Origin of the sequence: Flavobacterium tructae, assembly GCF_002217475.1 — a bacterium.
GTDB lineage: Bacteria > Bacteroidota > Bacteroidia > Flavobacteriales > Flavobacteriaceae > Flavobacterium > Flavobacterium tructae.
In genome coordinates this window covers 1-18200 of sequence record NZ_MUHH01000016.1, presented here as the reverse complement: position 1 = coordinate 18200, position 18200 = coordinate 1, and the positions used below count along the sequence as shown (strand labels likewise).

Genomic DNA, 18200 nt, shown 5'->3' with positions numbered 1-18200 from the left:
CTAAAAAAAATCAAACTCAATTTGGAAATTAACGATACGTACCAGACCATTTCTTTTGAATCTGAAGAAGTGCTTTTAAAAGAAAAAAGCAGCAAATTCTTTGGCTATGCCTATCCTATCGAAAGTGAAGACGAGGTAAAACCTATTATTGAGAACTTAAAAAAGCAGCATCCCCATGCCGTACATTATTGTTATGCTTACCAATTAGGAACCGCGCCCAAAATTTCCTACCGCGCCAATGACGACGGAGAACCCAGTAACACTGCAGGCGCACCAATTTACGGACAGATACAATCTTTTGGCGTAACCAACGTTTTAATAGTAGTAGTTCGGATTTATGGAGGAATTAAACTAGGCGTTGGTGGCCTGATCACTGCTTACAAAACAACAGCACAAATGGCGCTGGAAGCCTGTGAGATTATAGAAAAGACAATAGACATTCACTTTTTAATCTCTTTTGATTACAAAAATATGAATCGGGTAATGCGGGTTATAAAAGAAAAAAAACTGGAAATTACAGCTCAGGAAATGGAGATTAATGAAGACTCAGGACTTCCAATTGGCAAAATAACAACCAAAACACGAAAAAAAAATGCCGAAACAATATTCGACATTTTTGATTTAATGTTTGAAATCGATATTAAAATTATATAATTTGACATTAAAAGCCGTCACATTTTAACAATTATACCAGTGTTTTAAATAATTCTAAAATGTAATCTGGAGGCGCTGTAGGACGACCCGTTTTTAACGAAATAAATACTAAAATAAACACAGCAGTTGTTAATAACTCATCTGCTTCATTATAGATTGCACAATCAAATTCAATCTTAACAGATGACTGACTTTTGAAAGCTGTATGAATAGTAAGAAGCTCATCGTAACGTGCCGATTTTTTATAATTTATCTGCATTGAAACAATTGGCAATCCAATACCGCTTTCTTCCATGCTTTTATACGAAATCCCTTTATTTCTAAGCCATTCCACTCGTCCAATCTCAAAATATGGCACATAATTTCCGTGATAAACAACGCCCATTTGATCGGTTTCAGAGTAACGGACACGCACTTGCGTTTGATGATTTTTCATTATTTTCAGATTAAAAAAAATTAAGTTTAAAAAGTTTACTTACAACTTTTTTTTATAAAATTAGACTTCAAAATATTTTTTTTTACAGAAATTTGTTCACATATTTGTTATCCCGAAATACGGAATAAAACTGCTCCTTTTTTATTAGGAGAATCTTTATCAATAATAAGAAAATTTATTTGAATCTATGACTAAAACTGCTCAATCGGTATGGGAAAACTGTTTGTCTTTTATAAAGGACAATATTCAAGATCAAGCATACAAAACTTGGTTTGAGCCAATCAAGTCAGTTGAACTAACCGATAACGCGTTATACATTCAAGTACCAAGTAAATTTTTCTACGAATGGCTCGAAGAGCATTACGTAAAATTATTGAAAGTTGCACTTACCAAAGAACTGGGAAAAAACGCAAAGTTACTCTATAAAATTAAAATGGAGAACACTTATGGAAATAAACAGCCGTTTACCGAGCAGCTGCCAAGTTCCAACAGAGTTCCAATGAAACCTCAAGAGGTTGATGCTCCGTTTAAAAACCTAAATCCTGAACTTAAGAATCCGTTTGTAATTCCGGGAATCCGAAATTTAAAAATTGAATCTCAGTTAAATCCAAATTACAGTTTTGATAATTTCCTTGAAGGAGATTCAAACCGTTTAGCCCGTTCTGCAGGTATGGCAGTTGCCAACAAGCCTGGAGGAACTTCCTTTAATCCGTTATTGATTTTTGGAGGAGTTGGATTAGGAAAAACACACTTGGCACATGCTATAGGTGTGGAAGTAAAAGACAAATACCCTGAAAAAACGGTTTTATACATTTCTGCCGAAATTTTCACGCAGCAATATATTGATTCTGTTAAAAAGAACAATCGTAATGATTTTATTCATTTTTATCAGTTAATCGATGTTTTAATTATTGACGACGTTCAGTTTTTATCCGGAAAATCAGGAACTCAGGATGTATTTTTCCATATTTTCAATTATTTACATCAAAACGGAAAACAGGTAATCCTTACTTCTGACAAGGCACCTGTTGACATGCAGGATATCGAGCAGCGTTTATTATCCCGTTTCAAATGGGGGCTTTCTGCCGAGCTGCACCAACCGGATTACGAGACTCGCATCTCTATCTTAAAAAACATACTATATCGTGATGGTGTTGAAATGCCGGAAGATATTATTGAATATGTGGCACGTAACATCAAGAGTAACGTTAGAGAATTAGAGGGAGCCATTATTTCCTTAATTGCTCAGTCTTCATTCAATAAAAAAGAAGTTACTATTGAGTTAGCCAAAAGTGTTGTAGAGAAATTTGTTAAAAATGTAAAGAGAGAAATCTCTATCGATTATATTCAAAAAATTGTGTCTGATTATTTCCAGTTGGATGTTGAAACACTTCAATCTAAAACCCGAAAGAGGCACGTGGTACAAGCGAGACAATTGGCCATGTTTTTTGCAAAGAAATTCACAAAAGCTTCTTTGGCAAACATTGGCTCACAAATTGGAGATCGCGACCACGCTACCGTATTACACGCTTGCAAAACAGTTGACAATTTAGTTTCTACAGACAAACAATTCAAAAAATTTGTCGAAGACATCAACAAAAAACTAACGCTATAAACGCGCATCATGCCAGTAAAAATTTTAATGGTTTGTTTGGGAAACATTTGCAGATCACCTTTAGCTGAAGGTATTTTAGCTTCAAAATTACCCAAAAATAATTTCATCGTTGACTCAGCCGGAACCGGATCCTGGCATGTAGGACACTCCCCTGATAAACGATCTATAGCAGTAGCCAAAAAAAATGGCCTGGACATTGGAAACCAAAAAGGAAGACAATTCAAACCTGCTGACTTCAATACTTTTGATTACATCTATGTGATGGATTCTTCTAATTATGACGACGTTATAAAACTGGCTCAAACTGAAGAACATAAAAACAAAGTCCGTCTGATTTTAGACGAATTATTTCCCGATGAAAACGTAGATGTTCCGGATCCTTACTTTGGCGTTACCAACGGATTTGAAAATGTATATCAAATGTTAGACGAAGTAACCGATATCATCTCGAAGAAACTTATCGAAAAACATTCATAAGCTCTTCTTTTCCTAACAAAATAAAAAGACATCTATGAAACTCCTGGGAAAACTATACTTAATTCCAACAACAATGGGCGAAAGCGACCCTATGGATGTTTTACCTCAAACTGTCAAAAGAAGTATCGATTTTATAGATCACTATATTGTTGAAAACGAAAAAACGGCCCGTAAATCCATAAAAGCAGTCTCGCCGGAAAAAAAACAATCAGAACTGATTCTTTTTACCCTTAATAAACGTACAGAAACAAGCGAACATTTAGATTTCATCAAACCTTTACTGGAAGGAAAAAATGTTGGATTAATGAGCGAAGCCGGCTGTCCCGGTGTTGCTGATCCCGGTGCCGTAATTGTAAAACTGGCACATGAAAAAGGAATTCAGGTGGTACCTTTAGTGGGACCATCTTCTATTTTATTAGCCATGATGGCTTCCGGAATGAACGGACAAAGCTTTACTTTCAATGGCTATTTGCCTATTGATAAAGACGAAAAAAAATCAGCAATTCGTCATTTCGAAAGATTATCACAAGATAAAAACCAATCACAGCTTTTTATTGAAACTCCGTATAGAAACAACAAATTAATCGAAGATCTTTTACAGATTTTAAATCCGTCAACACATCTTTGTATTGCAACAGATATTACTTTACCAACAGAATTCATTAAAACAATGCGGGTTTCTGATTGGAAAAAGCTAAAAATAGATATTGACAAACGCCCTACCATTTTTATTATTCATAAAATGTAAACTATTAAACCGTATTCATAATGAAAAAGTTTCTTCTTCTACTTCTGATCTGCTTTACCCAAATTACATTTTCGCAAACCAATAAAGAATCTGAAAAAACAACAGCAAGTTCAATTTCGAATGACAATACTGTCTATGATCTCAAAGGAATAGAGGAAAAACCCGAATACCCTGGCGGTGTCACTGAATTCACTGCCTTCCTTAACAGAAATTTTATAAAACCCGCTGAAAAACCAACTCTAACAGGAAAAATCTACTTCACTTTTATCATCGAAAAAGACGGTTCTATTAGTGATATAAAAATCATAAGAGATCTTGGTTTCAAAACCGGAGATGAAGCAACCCGTGTTTTAAAGTCTGCTGCAAAATGGAAGCCCGGCAAGCATAAAACAAAAGAAGTAAGAACCTTGAATACAGGCGCGATAACTATAAGCTAGACAAAATTCATCTGTATCACTCACAAGTTTTCCCCTAATCAAACTTTATCATGAGTAAACTTCCCAATGTAACCACCAGTATTTTTACGGTCATGTCTAAAATGGCAGCGGAATACAACGCCATAAATCTCTCACAAGGATTCCCGAATTTCCCTGTTGATGAAAGATTGACAGATATCATTGCGCGATTAGCAAAAGAAAACGTGCATCAATATACTCCAATGGCAGGATTCCCTCCATTGATGGAACAAATAGCACAATTGGTTCAGAAATCTTATAACAGAACCATTCATCCGGAAACCGAAATTCTGGTAACAGCGGGGGCCACTCAGGGAATTTTCACTACAATTTTGGCTTTGGTCAAAACCGGTGATGAAGTCATCATTCTGGATCCGAGCTACGATTCGTATGAATCTCCTGTTTTATTATGTAATGCAAAACCAGTGCGAGTAGCACTAAATGACGATTACACCCCAAATTGGGAAACAATAGAAAAAGCCTGTTCTTCAAAAACGAAGATGATTATCATCAACAATCCGCATAATCCAACAGGTAAAATTTTGACTCAGGATGATTTTTCTCACTTAGAGAGATTATTATCCAAACACCCTGACCTTCTTGTCCTGTCTGATGAAGTTTACGAATACATTACTTTTGAAGAAAAACACATTTCGGCACATACCAAAGATTTTCTTTTAAACCGTTGTATCATGGTTTCTTCTTTTGGAAAATCATTTCATATTACGGGATGGAAAATTGGCTACACCGTTGCTCCGGAACATTTAATGAAGGAAATTAAAAAAGTACATCAGTTTCTGGTTTTTAGTGTGAATAGTATTTCACAGGCTGCCATCAGTCAATATCTGGAGATTGTTGATGTCAATTTACTTGGAAAGTTCTATCAGGAAAAAAGGGATTATTTTCAAAAACTACTTCAAAATAGCCGATTTGAATTAAAACCCTGCGAAGGAACTTATTTTCAGGTGGCTTCTTATGCTACTATTTCAGACGATGACGATGTTACTTTCTGTAAAAAATTAATCACCGAACATGGCGTCGCCGCTATTCCGATTTCTACTTTTTATTCCAACCACAAAGATCAAAAGCTAATCCGCTTTTGCTTTGCTAAAGACAATTTTACATTGGAAGCAGCCGCAAAAAAATTAGGTGATATTTAAAGTTTATTAAAATTTTATAACATTATTATGCGTGCATCCTATTTATTTAATTAATATTGTAATAAAAAGAAATACATATGAGCTATACAGATAAAATGTTAAGAGATGACGCTTTAAAAGGCAAAGTCATTGTTGTTACAGGTGGAGGAAGCGGTTTAGGAAAAGCCATGACCAAATACTTTTTAGAATTAGGGGCTCAAGTAGCCATTACTTCAAGAGATTTAGAAAAGCTTAAAAACACTGCCGCTGAACTTGAAACTGAAACCGGAGGAAAATGTTTACCGCTTCAATGTGACGTTCGTCATTACGAAGAAGTGGAGAACATGCTTCAGGAAGTTTTAAAAACTTTTGGAAAGGTTGATGTTCTTTTGAATAATGCTGCCGGAAATTTCATCTCGCCAACAGAACGTTTATCTGCGAATGCTTTTGATACGGTTATTGATATTGTATTGAAAGGTACTAAAAACTGTACGCTTGCCTTTGGAAAACACTGGATCGACACCAAACAAACTTCTGCTACGATTTTAAATATTGTTACAACTTATGCCTGGACTGGTTCAGCCTATGTAGTACCTAGTGCAACCGCAAAAGCGGGAGTACTGGCGATGACCCGCAGTTTGGCCGTTGAATGGGCAAAATACGGAATTCGTTCTAACGCAATTGCTCCGGGACCATTCCCTACAAAAGGAGCTTGGGATCGATTATTACCGGGAGATCTTGCCGAAAAATTCGATATGGCTAAAAAAGTACCGTTGAAACGTGTAGGTGATCATCAGGAGTTGGCTAATCTGGCCGCTTATTTAGTTTCAGATTTTTCAGCTTATGTAAACGGAGACGTTATTACAATTGATGGTGGAGAGTGGTTAAAAGGTGCCGGACAGTTTAATTTACTGGAAGCAATCCCGGAAGAACTTTGGGATCAGCTTGAAATGATGATTAAAGCAAAAAAGAATAAATAATTACAAGTGCTTACTAAATTCAGAATATTTTATTAAAACTATACTGATTGCACCAAATCCCGATGGCATTGCTATCGGGATTTTTTTTGCATAGTTCCTGTAATCCTTTCAAAACCTTAGTTAAACTTATCCGCATAAATTCAATTTTAAAGTTCGGATACCATTATGAATCCACTTAAATTATTATTTTTGCCGAACAAATATATAACACAAATTTTATGCTCATTATTGGACTTGCAGGAGGAACAGGAAGTGGAAAAACGACAGTAGTACACCAAATCATGAATGAATTACCAGACACAGAAGTGGGTGTAATTTCTCAGGATTCGTATTATAAAGAGACTAACAATTTGTCATTTGACGAAAGAGCGTTAATCAATTTTGACCATCCGCGTGCTATCGATTTTGAATTACTGGTAAAACACCTTAAAGCATTAAAAGCAGGTGAAACCATAGACCAGCCTGTATATTCTTTCATACAGCACAACAGAACCGACGATACGGTTTCAACTCATCCAAGAAAAGTAATGATTGTTGAGGGAATTTTAATTCTGACCAATCCGGAGTTACGTGATCTTTTTGACATCAAAATTTTTGTTCATGCCGATTCAGACGAAAGATTAATCCGTCGTTTAAAAAGAGACATTTCAGAACGCGGACGTGATATTGACGAGGTTTTAACACGTTATCAAAACACCTTAAAGCCAATGCACGAACAGTTTATAGAACCTTCTAAGGCTTTCGCCGACATTATAATTCCAAACGACAAATACAATACCGTGGCCATTGATGTAGTCCGGGCTGTAATTAATCAGCGAATTTTATAATTTTTATTGTAAATTTAATGCATCAAAATTAGAAGATACATTTCACCTTTTGTGCCCGAAAATGGCACAAAAGGATTATCACTTCTATCAAAACCAAAACATCAATCGAAATTATAAAACGCAATCGGTTAAATGAAAATTAAAAACCCATATAAAGACAAAAAATGGTTTAAACTCCTGGGCAACAAATACGTTTGGGTGTTGCTCTTTTTTGTAATATGGATGTTATTCTTAGATAATTATTCTTATTTTGATCATCGTTTTCTGGACAACCAGATTCATGAATTACAAGACAATAAAAAATACTATCAAGACGAAATAAAAAAAGATCAGGAACAGATCAAACAGCTCAAAAATCCTGAACAAATTGAAAAATATGCCCGCGAAAAGTACTTTATGAAAAAAGACAGCGAAGATATTTACATCATACATTTTGAAGGAGATACCATTCAAGATAAAGAATAACCCGAAAAAATACACAATGGCCACTACCCTGTTCGACGATTTTAGCCCTATTTCATCCAAACAATGGAAACAAAAAATTCAGTTTGAATTAGATGGAGCCGATTACAACCAAACCGTAATTTGGAATTCTCCCGAAGACATTCAGGTAAAACCATTTTACCACACTGATGAATTTACAAAGGCCGCAACGGTAAAAACTCAGGTATCCGACTTTAAAATTTGCCAGAACATTTTTGTTTATGATATTGATAAATCAATTCAAAGAGCCATCAATACACTTGAAAGAGGCGCTGAAAGTCTGCGTTTCACAATTGAAGACAAAACCATTGATGTTCAAAAATTACTGGAAACACTTCCTTTAGAAAATAGAATTGTTTACTTTAATTTGAATTTCATTTCAATCGATTTCGTAAAGCTATTGGACCAGATTTCAATTCAAAAGAAAGCCACTTTTTATTGCAATACTGATCCTATTGGACAATTGGCAAGAGAAGGAAACTGGTTTTCTACAGCAGATAAAAATAATTTTGAAACGCTGGAAAAAATTTCAAAAGCAACAGCCAACATTTCATTTTTAAGTATCGACTCAGGTTTGTATCAAAATGCAGGTGCTACTATCACGCAGCAAATTGCTTATAGCTTAGCACATGCCAATGAATATTTGAACCGCTTTCCGAATACTTTAAAACCAATTGTTTTTGAAGTTTCAGTAGGAACTAATTATTTCTTTGAAATTGCTAAACTTCGTGCATTGCGCATGCTTTTCAAATTAATCGCTGCTGAATATAATCCTGACTTAGAATGTCATTTATTAGTAACTCCTACCAAACGAAATAAAACGATTTACGATTACAATGTTAACATGTTGCGCACAACCACAGAATGCATGTCGGCCATTTTAGGCGGTGCAGATGCTGTAGCCAACCTTCCTTACGATTCTTTGTATCATAAAGACAATGAATTTGGTGATCGTATTGCCCGCAATCAATTACTGGTTTTAAAACACGAAAGCTATTTTGACAAGGTTGATAATCCGGCAGACGGAAGTTATTACATTGAAAGCCTGACGATGCAGCTGGCCGAAAAAAGCTTAACCTTGTTTAAAGATATTGAAGCAAATGGAGGATTCTTAAAGCTTTTAAATGACGGAACGATCAAGAAGAAAATTCAGGAAAGTGCTGCAAAAGAACAGGAATTATTCGATTCTAAAAAGGAGATTCTCTTAGGTACGAACAAACATCCGAACAAAGAAGACAAAATGAAACATGATTTAGAATTGTTTCCTTTCGTAAAAATAAAACCAAGAAAAACATTAATTACTCCAATAATAGAAAAAAGATTAGCCGAAAAACTGGAACAGGAGCGATTGGAGCTTGAATGAAATTAATTTCAAATAACTATATTTGAGTATAAATCAAAATAATTATGGAAGCGATCAGACAAATACTATCAGTTAAAAATCATTCTGTAACCATAATTCTGCCGGACGATTTTGTAGCAAATGAAGTTGAAGTAATTATTTTACCGGTACAGCATGATGACTATAAAATTCCACAATGGCAAATTGATCAGGTTAGGGAAAGAACTGAAAACTATTTAAAAAATCCTGATAATGTCTCTGACATTGATGATTTTTTAAAAGAAATCGAAAATGATTTATAAAGTAGTCATTATTGAAGAAGCAAAAGCAGATTATAAAAATTCCTTGCTTTATTATAAAAATATACATCCAAAATTAGGTAACAAATTCAATGATTCCTTTAAAAAAAGTATCTCAATCCTTAAAAGCAACCCATTATCTTTTCAGATTAGATATGACAATATTCGAATCATCTTTTTAAAAACGTTTCCATACGCAATACATTATTCTATTTATAAAAACAGCATCGTAATTAAATCTATTTTTCACACATCGAGAGATAGTGAATTAAACTTATTCTAAATAACATTTTTACAATTGAGAAAAGACCTTACACATATTAAGTTAGATGTTAACCGTGAAAAGTTAGACCAACTGGCACATAACTCAGAACCCGTAACGCATAACTTCACCACGGCCGAAGGAATTGAGCTCAAAAAAAGATACTCTGAAAAGGATCTTGAAGATCTAGAATTTCTTGATTTTGGAGCCGGGTTTGCACCCAACTTGCGCGGACCTTACGCTACCATGTATGTAAGACGTCCGTGGACGATTCGTCAATATGCAGGATTTTCGACCGCTGAAGAGAGTAATGCTTTTTACAGAAGAAATTTGGCTGCCGGACAAAAAGGTCTTTCGATTGCCTTCGATTTACCTACCCATCGTGGTTACGATTCCGATCATGAAAGAGTAGTTGGTGATGTTGGAAAAGCCGGGGTAGCCATCGATTCTGTCGAAGACATGAAAATACTATTCGATCAGATTCCACTTGATGAAATGTCGGTTTCAATGACTATGAATGGAGCCGTTTTACCTATTATGGCTTTTTATATCGTTGCGGCAGAAGAACAAGGCGTGCCGATTGGAAAATTATCCGGAACCATTCAAAACGATATTCTGAAAGAGTTCATGGTGCGTAATACATATATTTACCCTCCGACTCCTTCGATGAAGATCATTGCTGATATCTTCGAATTTACGAGTCAAAAAATGCCCAAATTCAACTCTATTTCAATTTCGGGATACCACATGCAGGAAGCGGGTGCTACTGCCGATATTGAACTGGCGTATACCTTAGCTGACGGTCTGGAATACATTAGAACCGGTCTCTCTACCGGAATGAGTATTGATGACTTTGCGCCCCGATTGTCTTTCTTTTGGGCTATCGGAATGAATCATTTTATGGAAATTGCCAAAATGAGAGCAGGTCGAATGATCTGGGCAAAACTGGTACAACAATTCAATCCTAAAAGTGATAAATCTTTGGCGCTGAGAACCCATTGTCAGACTAGTGGATGGAGTTTAACTGAACAAGATCCGTTTAATAATGTCGCCAGAACCTGTATCGAAGCCACGGCAGCTGCTTTTGGAGGAACACAGTCCTTGCACACAAACGCATTAGACGAGGCTATTGCTTTGCCTACTGACTTCTCGGCAAGAATTGCGCGTAATACGCAGATTTTTCTACAGGAAGAAACTAAAATCACTAAAACCGTTGATCCTTGGGGAGGAAGTTATTATGTGGAAAGCTTAACGGATGAAATTCTCAAAAGTACCTGGAAACTTATCGAAGAAGTCGAAGAATTAGGCGGGATGACAAAAGCTATTGAAGCGGGAATTCCAAAATTAAGAATCGAAGAAGCTGCGGCAAGAAAACAGGCCAGAATAGACAGTGGACAAGATATAATTGTTGGTGTAAATCAATATCGATTAGAAAAAGAAGATCCTCTACACATTCTGGATGTTGACAACCAAATGGTTCGCAAGCAGCAGGTAGATCAACTTCAAAAAATTAAAGAAACCAGAGATACTGAAAAAGTAAATCAATCACTCGAAAAATTAATTCATTGTGCAAAGACCGGAGAAGGTAACTTACTTGCAATCGCAATTGAAGCAGCCCGAAACAGAGCGACTTTAGGAGAGATTAGCGATGCCCTTGAAAGTGTATTCGGCAGGTTCAAAGCACAAATTAAATCCTTTAGCGGTGTGTATAGTGCAGCAATAAAAAATGACGAGAATTTTGAAAAGGCAAAACAATTAGCGGATGCCTTTGCCAAACAAGAAGGAAGACGTCCCAGAATTATGATTGCTAAAATGGGACAAGACGGACATGACCGAGGTGCAAAAGTAGTTGCGACGGGTTATGCCGATGTAGGTTTCGACGTAGACATAGGTCCGCTCTTCCAGACTCCTGCCGAAGCTGCCAAACAAGCGGTTGAAAATGACGTTCACATCTTAGGAGTTTCATCACTGGCTGCCGGACATAAAACTTTAGTCCCTCAGGTGATTGAAGAACTTAAAAAACACGGACGCGAAGATATTATGGTCATTGTAGGAGGAGTAATTCCTGCTCAGGATTACCAATTTCTTTTTGATGCCGGAGCAGTTGCAGTATTTGGTCCCGGAACAAAAATTAGTGAAGCGGCCATTAAAATCTTAGAAATTTTAATTGATTAGAAGATAAATTCATTATAAGAGAGGCAATTGCCTCTCTTTTTTTATTTTGCATTCTCCCATCAACAAAAAACCCTTCAATCTTTATCAGCCCCCTATTGTTGGACTCCTATTATCAGACTCCTATTGTCATTTCGACGAAGGAGAAATCACACGAACCATTCTACAAAGAAACTCCATAAAGAAACTCTGCAAACAAGTTACCAATCTTTGTCGAGCTACGTTTGTGATTTCTCCTTCGTCGAAATGACACACAAGGGGCAATTCAAATCTTAAAATCTCAATAACCGTTACTAATTAAAACCAGCCATAAAAAAACCTGCTTTTTACAGCAGGTTTTCTTTATAAAGCTTACACTTTATTAATGGTGTATTGTAGCGTTACTATCCGCTTCAATAAACGAAAGATCATAACCGCCAAAGGCTTTAAGGTAACTTTTTAAAGAAGTTCCGTAGGCATCTCTAAAGTGTTGGCCTCCTTTGTTCTTAAAAAAGTTTTTAACTGAACCTGCACCACCAAGATGAGCAGCAGCCAAAATACCAGACTCTGTAATTTCAATACCGTTAATAATTTTCCCTTCATACTTTTCGATCTCATTGCGTAAAATCCATTTGTTTTTAGACAATAACACCAGAAATGCTTTTTCCTGTAAGGCAGGGTCTTTTAAAAAGGCTTTGTTGTTTTGAACACCAATAGCTCTCAGTGCCTGAGTCCCAAATTGATATTTCCCCATATAACCTAACGAATTTACCAAACGATATTTCCCTTGAGATTCCTTAAAAGCTACAGCTTCTTTGAATCCAATAAGGCGTTTTCCGGTAAATGGGGTGTTTAATTTGTGTAAGGTGGGATAGTCATCCTCTTCCTGTGATGGAAATACGTATTCAGATCCATCTGTTTTTTCTATTAGAAACCACGGTTTGGTTTCCAGATTAAAGGGTTTAAAACCCAAAGTCAAAAATGTAATAATAACGATCAAACTCGCATAAAAATACCACTTCTTTATCATAAATTGTTTTTCTTCAAAACGCTGTCACCTTTTTGAAATTTCTACGGTGCAAAGGTAATAAAAAACAAATTATACTGATAATCAACAAGTTAATGTTTTCTAAAAATAGAAGGCATGCGCTTTAAGCCCTTTATTGGCGGAGTATTCGAGAGTTGGCGCCGGAATTTTTATTGTGTTAAAAACGGAAAAAATAGTCTTTAAAAAATGTGATTTTGTTTCAATTTTCGTCAAATTCACGTCAAAACTAAGATAAATCTGACGAAATCTTTTCGGGTTTTGTGTGAAATCAGGATTATCATTTTGTAAATTCCCGGTTAACATTCCTTCAGCTCCATACCCAAAGGCTACATTTAACCACTTTGGAATTTTACTCTCTTTTGCGAAAGAATGAAGATTTACGGAGAGCCAATAGGTTTGCCCATTATAATCTTTTAAAAGCTGTTCATTTAACGAACTTCCCAATACTTTAGGTCTTAAATTCGCATACTGTGTAGTATGAAAAGAGAATTTTGGAACAATACGCTGTTCTTTCCAAAGTAATTCCTGAGAAACATATAAGGCAGTACCGGTGGCATTAGCAATAACATCTCCTGAAGAAGCGCCCCATTCTGATGAAAATCCATCCAATACTTCGACAGCCGTCAGAAAGGCAAAGCCAAAACCTGCACCATAAATTAATTGCTTTTTTTGATCAGCACCACTCCATTTCATCATTTCAGCACCAAATCTTCCTAAATGATAAGCCGAATACATATGCCCCACCTTATCCATCTGAAGCCATTCGTTATTATCATTTATAAAATGGAAATTAGAGCGGGGATAATCAGCATACCAAAGCTGATTCAAACCCAGCAAAGTTACCGAAGCCAGAGTAGCTTCGGTAAATATGACTGTATTTTGTCTTTTTTTATTTAAAGTATCCGAAGGCGTTAAAAAATTTTCAACCCTGCTTTGAGCGTTCACTGAAAAAACACTCCAAAACCCTAAAACCGATAAAAAAAATATGCTTTTAAAATTCAAAACTATCTTGTTACGCCCTGACTAGCAATCCAGTCTGAATATTTTTTTGCATTTACATTGTGTTCTGCCAAAGTAGCAGCGAATTCATGGTATCCGAAACGTTCAACGCTTGCACAAAAATAAATATAATCGTTTTTCTCCGGGTTTAAAACAGCTTCAAGGGCTGTAATATCAGGCATTGCAATTGGTCCCGGGGGAAGTCCAATATTCACGTAAGTGTTGTAAGGCGATTTCATAATCAAGTCGTTGTAAAAAACTCTTTTAATTACCTGATCGAAATTATTGTCTCTAAGTTTTAAAGCGTAAATTACCGTTGGATCAGCCTGTAATGGCATTTCTAAACGTAAACGGTTCAAATAAACACCTGCAATACGAGGTCTTTCATCTTTCTTTACGGACTCTTTATGAACGATGGATGCTAAAATAGTAACCTGAACCGGAGTTAATCCTTGCTTTTTTGCCTTTTCGATTCTCTCTGCAGTCCAAAAATTGTGATATTCTTTGATCATTTTATCACGAAACTTCTCTGCTGAAGTATTCCAGTAGATTTCATAAGTATTCGGAATAAACATAGCAAAAACGTTCTCTTCATTAAAACCATTTGCAGCTAAAAATTCCGGATCTCTAAAGGCTTTCAATAGCGATAAACTGTCCGCTTCGATTTCAGAACCTACTCTTCCTGCAAAATTTTCCAATCTCTCCTGATTATTAAAAGCTAATTTTACCGGAACATTAGAACGCATAGCACGAACCAAATCTATATTGTTCATGTCTTTTTTAAGCAAAAAACGACCTGACTTTACATTTTCAGGATAACTTCTTTTGTTAGCCACCATTTCAAAATCTTCAAAATTCTTGATATAGGGCTCCAATATTTTCTTCACATCGGTATACTTTGCTCCAGTTGGAACATACACGTACAATTCTTTCTCCTCGAATTTGGTATTGGCACTGAAGATTTTACTAATTAAAATAAATCCGTAAACCAATAAAACTGAAATTACGGCAACAGCAGTTAACGTGATGATTTTTTTTATGCTCAAAGTTTTAAATTTAAATGTGTTTATTAATTAACTGAAACATTGCTTCATCCTGATATTTGTTATGGAGCAAAACCCAGTCCTTCTTAATTCCTATTTTCTCAAAGCCAAATTTAGTAAAAAGAGCTACACTTGCTGCATTTCCCATAGCAATATTTGCATATAATTGGTGCAAACTTAAATGGTGAAATGCATACTTAATTAAAAGCCCTAATGCCTCAGATCCAACTTTTTGATTTCTGTTTTCATCCTTTTGAATGACTATCCCAATCCCTGCTCTGTTATTTTTCGGATCAAATTCAAACAAATCAATTAATCCGATCGCCGGAAAGTCCTGATCCTGACAGATCGCCAAACGCAATTGCTTGGCCTCATAAATATCCTGCTGTGCATTTTCGAGATACTGGCGGATCAAAAACCTGCTGTAAGGCGTCTGGGTATTACTGACTTCCCAAATGCGCTCATCATTCTCCATAGCATATACAAACTCCAGATCGTCAGGTTCCAGTGCCCGCAGATAAATTGAATCGCCTTTGAGTGTTATCATTTGATTTTAGATTGCTGATTTTGGATCGTTTGAGACTAATTAAATTTCGATCGTTCCTTTGAAAACGAATTTGGCTGGCCCGGTTAAAAAAACATTGGTAAAGTGTTCGTCTGACTTCTCAAAAGAAACCACCAATTTTCCGCCTTCAACATTCAGATGAATTGACGTTTTATCTGTTAAACCAATAGCATTCATTGCAATTGCCACTGCCGTTGCTCCGGTTCCGCAAGCCAAAGTTTCATCTTCAACACCCCTTTCATAAGTACGCAATGAAAAGGTACTATCGTTTACTTTTTTTACAAAATTAACGTTACTTCCTTTTTCACCATATAATTCGCCATAACGAATTGCGGCACCATTTTCTTTCACATTATAATGTTCTAAATCCTCTACAAGCTGCACATGATGTGGTGAACCCGTATTTAAGAACGTATAAGAATCGTATTTTTTTACTTCATCCACATCAATCATTTGCAAGGAAATAATAGCATCCTCTCCCACCGAAGCATGATGCAATCCATCTGTTGCAATAAAGGTAGTTTTGTCGTCAATAACCCCCAACTGATTGGCAAAAGCTACCAGACAACGACCACCATTTCCGCACATCGAACTTTGGTTTCCGTCTGAATTATAATAGACCATTCTGAAGTCAGTTTCCGTATCATTTTCGAGTAAGATAAGTCCGTCGGCACCTATCCCGAAACGTCTGTCGCACAGGCGTTCAATCAATTTAATATTGTCTTTTGGAAAGAACTCTGAACGGTTGTCAATCATAACAAAATCGTTCCCGGTACCCTGATATTTATAAAATTCTATTTGCATTTTTTTTACATTAACTGACACAAAAGTACGAACAAATAATTAATGAAATGTTAATCATTGTTAAAGAGCGTTAAACCATTTTCTCAGATAATTTTTTGAAGTATTTTTACGTTAAAATAACCAATAATATAAACTGTAATATGAAAAGATTTTCAACCTTATTTTTAGTTTCACTGCTTAGCGGTGCAACTACCCTTGGTGCTTACAAATTATTATTTGAAAGCAGCAATTCTTTTTTTGGAAGAGGAAATTCTGTTGTTACTCTTGCCCCCAACTCATTTGGAAAAAACGTAGCACTATCTGCTGAAACGGTTGATTTTACAGCGGCCGCAGACAAAACCATTCACACTGTTGTTCACGTAAAAAATGTCTCGCGAAGAACCGTCAGCAATCCTATGATGGAATTTTTCTACGGTTATGGAGGTCAACAACAGCAGGAGCAAGTTGGAACCGGATCCGGAGTTATTATTTCGGAAGACGGATACATTGTAACCAATAATCACGTGATTAAAGATGCTACAGAAATCGAAATTACTTTAAACAATAAAAAATCATACAAAGCAAAATTAATAGGCACCGATTCTAAAATGGACATCGCTTTACTGAAAATTAATGCTGATGAAAAATTGCCTTATACCGCTTTTGCTAATTCTGATTCTGTAAAAATCGGAGAGTGGGTTTTGGCAGTAGGAAACCCGTATAATTTAACGTCTACGGTTACTGCCGGAATTGTTTCGGCAAAAGCCCGAAATCTGGATACTAACGGAATTCAGTCATTCATTCAGACAGATGCGGCTGTAAACCCCGGAAATAGTGGTGGTGCATTAGTAAACACCAGAGGTGAGTTGATCGGTATCAATACAATGATATCTTCTATGACGGGGTCTTATGTAGGATACTCTTTTGCTGTTCCGTCTAATATTGCCCGAAAAATAATCGAAGACATTATGGAATTCGGAAATGTACAAAGAGGTATTTTGGGTGTTGAAGGAGGTGAATTAAACAGTACTGCTTCCAAAGAACTAGGAATTACCGAAACACAAGGTTTCTACATTAGCAAAGTTTCTAAAAACTCCGGAGCCGAAAAAGCAGGATTGGGTAAAGGAGATATTATTATAAAACTTGACGACCAGAACATTGCCACTTATGCAGATCTGTCCGGTTACATTAATACCAAACGTCCTAATGATGTTGTAAAAGTGACCTATATTAAAGATGGAAAAACAAAAACAGTTCCGGTAACCTTAAGTAAAAATGAATTTTTCAGCACTGAATTTAAAGGAATCGAGCTGGAAAACATCGATGCCTCAGATAAAAAGAAATTTAAAATTGATTATGGTGTAAAAATCAGAAGCATCACTAACGAAAACTTAATGCAATATCAAAATGAGCTTCAAGGCAATATTATCTTAAGTATTGACAATGTAAAAGCAACCAACATTGAAACTGTTTCTAAACTTTTAAACAATAAAAATGACGGACAAAGTGTGCGTCTTGAAATGATCAGTAAGTCGGGTGAAATTCTCAGAATTATTATTTAAACCTCTCCTTACGGTCGCAGTTCTCAGTAGCAGTTTACAGCTTGTTTCACACTGGAAACTGAAAGCCGAGACTGAAAACTCCTAAAAAAGTCATCTTAGAAATAAGGTGACTTTTTTGTTTTTCTTCGCAAATGAGCTCCCATTTTCATTATCATAAGTTCAATTTTTAAGTAATTAGGAAAAATTATTTTTTATACAAATTTCAAAAATAAATCATAAAACAGTTTACGAAATCGATTGAAATGGGTACTTTTGCGCAAAATTTAAAAATAGTCGTCTATTTATTTTTTCAATTTAATCAATTATGAGCAAAAAATCTTTGTACCAAAAAG

Annotated in this window: 19 protein-coding genes; 13 read left to right on the top strand and 6 right to left on the bottom strand. The window is 35.8% G+C overall.

Annotation, left to right across the window (positions count from 1 at the left end):
• Nucleotides 1-21: 21 nt before the first annotated feature.
• Nucleotides 22-654, top strand: coding sequence for an IMPACT family protein (locus tag B0A80_RS04410; RefSeq protein WP_089076558.1), 633 nt, complete (start codon nucleotides 22-24; stop codon nucleotides 652-654).
• A gap of 31 nt (nucleotides 655-685) precedes the next feature.
• Here B0A80_RS04410 and B0A80_RS04405 read toward each other — a convergent pair whose 3' ends face one another.
• Nucleotides 686-1090 (bottom strand): acyl-CoA thioesterase, encoded by a 405-nt coding sequence (locus tag B0A80_RS04405; RefSeq protein WP_070907522.1) that lies wholly within the window; start codon nucleotides 1088-1090, stop codon nucleotides 686-688.
• A gap of 187 nt (nucleotides 1091-1277) precedes the next feature.
• Here B0A80_RS04405 and dnaA point away from each other — a divergent pair, with 187 nt between their 5' ends.
• The 11 genes from dnaA to scpA all read left to right on the top strand — a co-directional run bounded on the left by dnaA (nucleotide 1278) and on the right by scpA (nucleotide 11892).
• Entirely contained in the window at nucleotides 1278-2705 is a 1428-nt protein-coding gene (dnaA, locus tag B0A80_RS04400; RefSeq protein WP_017498620.1) for a chromosomal replication initiator protein DnaA, read from the top strand.
• A 9-nt stretch (nucleotides 2706-2714) separates the two neighbouring features.
• A complete protein-coding gene (locus B0A80_RS04395; RefSeq protein WP_089076557.1) occupies nucleotides 2715-3182 on the top strand; it encodes a low molecular weight protein-tyrosine-phosphatase in 468 nt (155 codons plus the stop codon).
• Between the two features lie 34 nt (nucleotides 3183-3216).
• Nucleotides 3217-3930, top strand: a complete 714-nt coding sequence (locus tag B0A80_RS04390; protein ID WP_089076556.1) for an SAM-dependent methyltransferase — start codon at nucleotides 3217-3219, stop codon at nucleotides 3928-3930.
• Nucleotides 3931-3950: 20 nt separating this feature from the next.
• Nucleotides 3951-4367: an energy transducer TonB gene (locus B0A80_RS04385; RefSeq protein WP_089076555.1), complete on the top strand. Its 417-nt coding sequence runs from the start codon at nucleotides 3951-3953 to the stop codon at nucleotides 4365-4367.
• A 50-nt stretch (nucleotides 4368-4417) separates the two neighbouring features.
• On the top strand, nucleotides 4418-5545 hold the full coding sequence (locus B0A80_RS04380; protein WP_089076554.1) for a methionine aminotransferase: 1128 nt from the start codon (nucleotides 4418-4420) through the stop codon (nucleotides 5543-5545).
• A gap of 77 nt (nucleotides 5546-5622) precedes the next feature.
• Entirely contained in the window at nucleotides 5623-6504 is an 882-nt protein-coding gene (locus tag B0A80_RS04375) for an SDR family oxidoreductase (RefSeq protein WP_017498625.1), read from the top strand.
• A 218-nt stretch (nucleotides 6505-6722) separates the two neighbouring features.
• Complete coding sequence (gene udk / locus B0A80_RS04370) at nucleotides 6723-7331, top strand: uridine kinase (RefSeq protein WP_017498626.1); 609 nt, start codon at nucleotides 6723-6725, stop codon at nucleotides 7329-7331.
• A gap of 132 nt (nucleotides 7332-7463) precedes the next feature.
• Nucleotides 7464-7796, top strand: a complete 333-nt coding sequence (locus tag B0A80_RS04365; protein WP_017498627.1) for an FtsB family cell division protein — start codon at nucleotides 7464-7466, stop codon at nucleotides 7794-7796.
• Nucleotides 7797-7812: 16 nt separating this feature from the next.
• Nucleotides 7813-9177, top strand: coding sequence for a methylmalonyl-CoA mutase subunit beta (locus B0A80_RS04360; RefSeq protein WP_089076616.1), 1365 nt, complete (start codon nucleotides 7813-7815; stop codon nucleotides 9175-9177).
• 44 nt (nucleotides 9178-9221) lie between these two features.
• Entirely contained in the window at nucleotides 9222-9458 is a 237-nt protein-coding gene (locus tag B0A80_RS04355) for a hypothetical protein (RefSeq protein WP_089076553.1), read from the top strand.
• Nucleotides 9459-9753: 295 nt separating this feature from the next.
• Entirely contained in the window at nucleotides 9754-11892 is a 2139-nt protein-coding gene (gene scpA, locus B0A80_RS04345) for a methylmalonyl-CoA mutase (protein ID WP_070907529.1), read from the top strand.
• Nucleotides 11893-12250: 358 nt separating this feature from the next.
• Here scpA and B0A80_RS04340 read toward each other — a convergent pair whose 3' ends face one another.
• The 5 genes from B0A80_RS04340 to dapF form a co-directional block, all read right to left on the bottom strand.
• Nucleotides 12251-12898 carry a peptidoglycan-binding protein LysM gene (locus B0A80_RS04340; protein WP_070907530.1) on the bottom strand — a complete coding sequence of 216 codons (648 nt, stop codon included), beginning with the start codon at nucleotides 12896-12898 and terminating at the stop codon, nucleotides 12251-12253.
• A 99-nt stretch (nucleotides 12899-12997) separates the two neighbouring features.
• Nucleotides 12998-13918, bottom strand: a complete 921-nt coding sequence (locus B0A80_RS04335) for a DUF2279 domain-containing protein (RefSeq protein ID WP_089076552.1) — start codon at nucleotides 13916-13918, stop codon at nucleotides 12998-13000.
• Between the two features lie 2 nt (nucleotides 13919-13920).
• On the bottom strand, nucleotides 13921-14961 hold the full coding sequence (gene mltG, locus B0A80_RS04330) for an endolytic transglycosylase MltG (RefSeq protein ID WP_089076551.1): 1041 nt from the start codon (nucleotides 14959-14961) through the stop codon (nucleotides 13921-13923).
• Between the two features lie 10 nt (nucleotides 14962-14971).
• Nucleotides 14972-15505 carry a GNAT family N-acetyltransferase gene (locus tag B0A80_RS04325; RefSeq protein ID WP_089076550.1) on the bottom strand — a complete coding sequence of 178 codons (534 nt, stop codon included), beginning with the start codon at nucleotides 15503-15505 and terminating at the stop codon, nucleotides 14972-14974.
• Between the two features lie 39 nt (nucleotides 15506-15544).
• Complete coding sequence (dapF, locus tag B0A80_RS04320; RefSeq protein ID WP_070907533.1) at nucleotides 15545-16327, bottom strand: diaminopimelate epimerase; 783 nt, start codon at nucleotides 16325-16327, stop codon at nucleotides 15545-15547.
• A gap of 140 nt (nucleotides 16328-16467) precedes the next feature.
• Between dapF and B0A80_RS04315 the strand changes: the two genes are divergently transcribed.
• Nucleotides 16468-17868: a trypsin-like peptidase domain-containing protein gene (locus B0A80_RS04315; protein ID WP_070907534.1), complete on the top strand. Its 1401-nt coding sequence runs from the start codon at nucleotides 16468-16470 to the stop codon at nucleotides 17866-17868.
• Nucleotides 17869-18200: the final 332 nt, after the last annotated feature.

What these genes read in the sequence shown, in the direction of transcription:
- B0A80_RS04405 (WP_070907522.1), bottom strand. Translation starts at nt 1,090, where the DNA reads ATGAAAAATCATCAAACGCAAGTGCGTGTCCGTTACTCTGAAACCGAT.
- dnaA (WP_017498620.1), top strand. Translation starts at nt 1,278, where the DNA reads ATGACTAAAACTGCTCAATCGGTATGGGAAAACTGTTTGTCTTTTATA.
- B0A80_RS04395 (WP_089076557.1), top strand. Translation starts at nt 2,715, where the DNA reads ATGCCAGTAAAAATTTTAATGGTTTGTTTGGGAAACATTTGCAGATCA.
- B0A80_RS04390 (WP_089076556.1), top strand. Translation starts at nt 3,217, where the DNA reads ATGAAACTCCTGGGAAAACTATACTTAATTCCAACAACAATGGGCGAA.
- B0A80_RS04385 (WP_089076555.1), top strand. Translation starts at nt 3,951, where the DNA reads ATGAAAAAGTTTCTTCTTCTACTTCTGATCTGCTTTACCCAAATTACA.
- B0A80_RS04380 (WP_089076554.1), top strand. Translation starts at nt 4,418, where the DNA reads ATGAGTAAACTTCCCAATGTAACCACCAGTATTTTTACGGTCATGTCT.
- B0A80_RS04375 (WP_017498625.1), top strand. Translation starts at nt 5,623, where the DNA reads ATGAGCTATACAGATAAAATGTTAAGAGATGACGCTTTAAAAGGCAAA.
- udk (WP_017498626.1), top strand. Translation starts at nt 6,723, where the DNA reads ATGCTCATTATTGGACTTGCAGGAGGAACAGGAAGTGGAAAAACGACA.
- B0A80_RS04365 (WP_017498627.1), top strand. Translation starts at nt 7,464, where the DNA reads ATGAAAATTAAAAACCCATATAAAGACAAAAAATGGTTTAAACTCCTG.
- B0A80_RS04360 (WP_089076616.1), top strand. Translation starts at nt 7,813, where the DNA reads ATGGCCACTACCCTGTTCGACGATTTTAGCCCTATTTCATCCAAACAA.
- B0A80_RS04355 (WP_089076553.1), top strand. Translation starts at nt 9,222, where the DNA reads ATGGAAGCGATCAGACAAATACTATCAGTTAAAAATCATTCTGTAACC.
- B0A80_RS04340 (WP_070907530.1), bottom strand. Translation starts at nt 12,898, where the DNA reads ATGATAAAGAAGTGGTATTTTTATGCGAGTTTGATCGTTATTATTACA.
- B0A80_RS04325 (WP_089076550.1), bottom strand. Translation starts at nt 15,505, where the DNA reads ATGATAACACTCAAAGGCGATTCAATTTATCTGCGGGCACTGGAACCT.
- dapF (WP_070907533.1), bottom strand. Translation starts at nt 16,327, where the DNA reads ATGCAAATAGAATTTTATAAATATCAGGGTACCGGGAACGATTTTGTT.
- B0A80_RS04315 (WP_070907534.1), top strand. Translation starts at nt 16,468, where the DNA reads ATGAAAAGATTTTCAACCTTATTTTTAGTTTCACTGCTTAGCGGTGCA.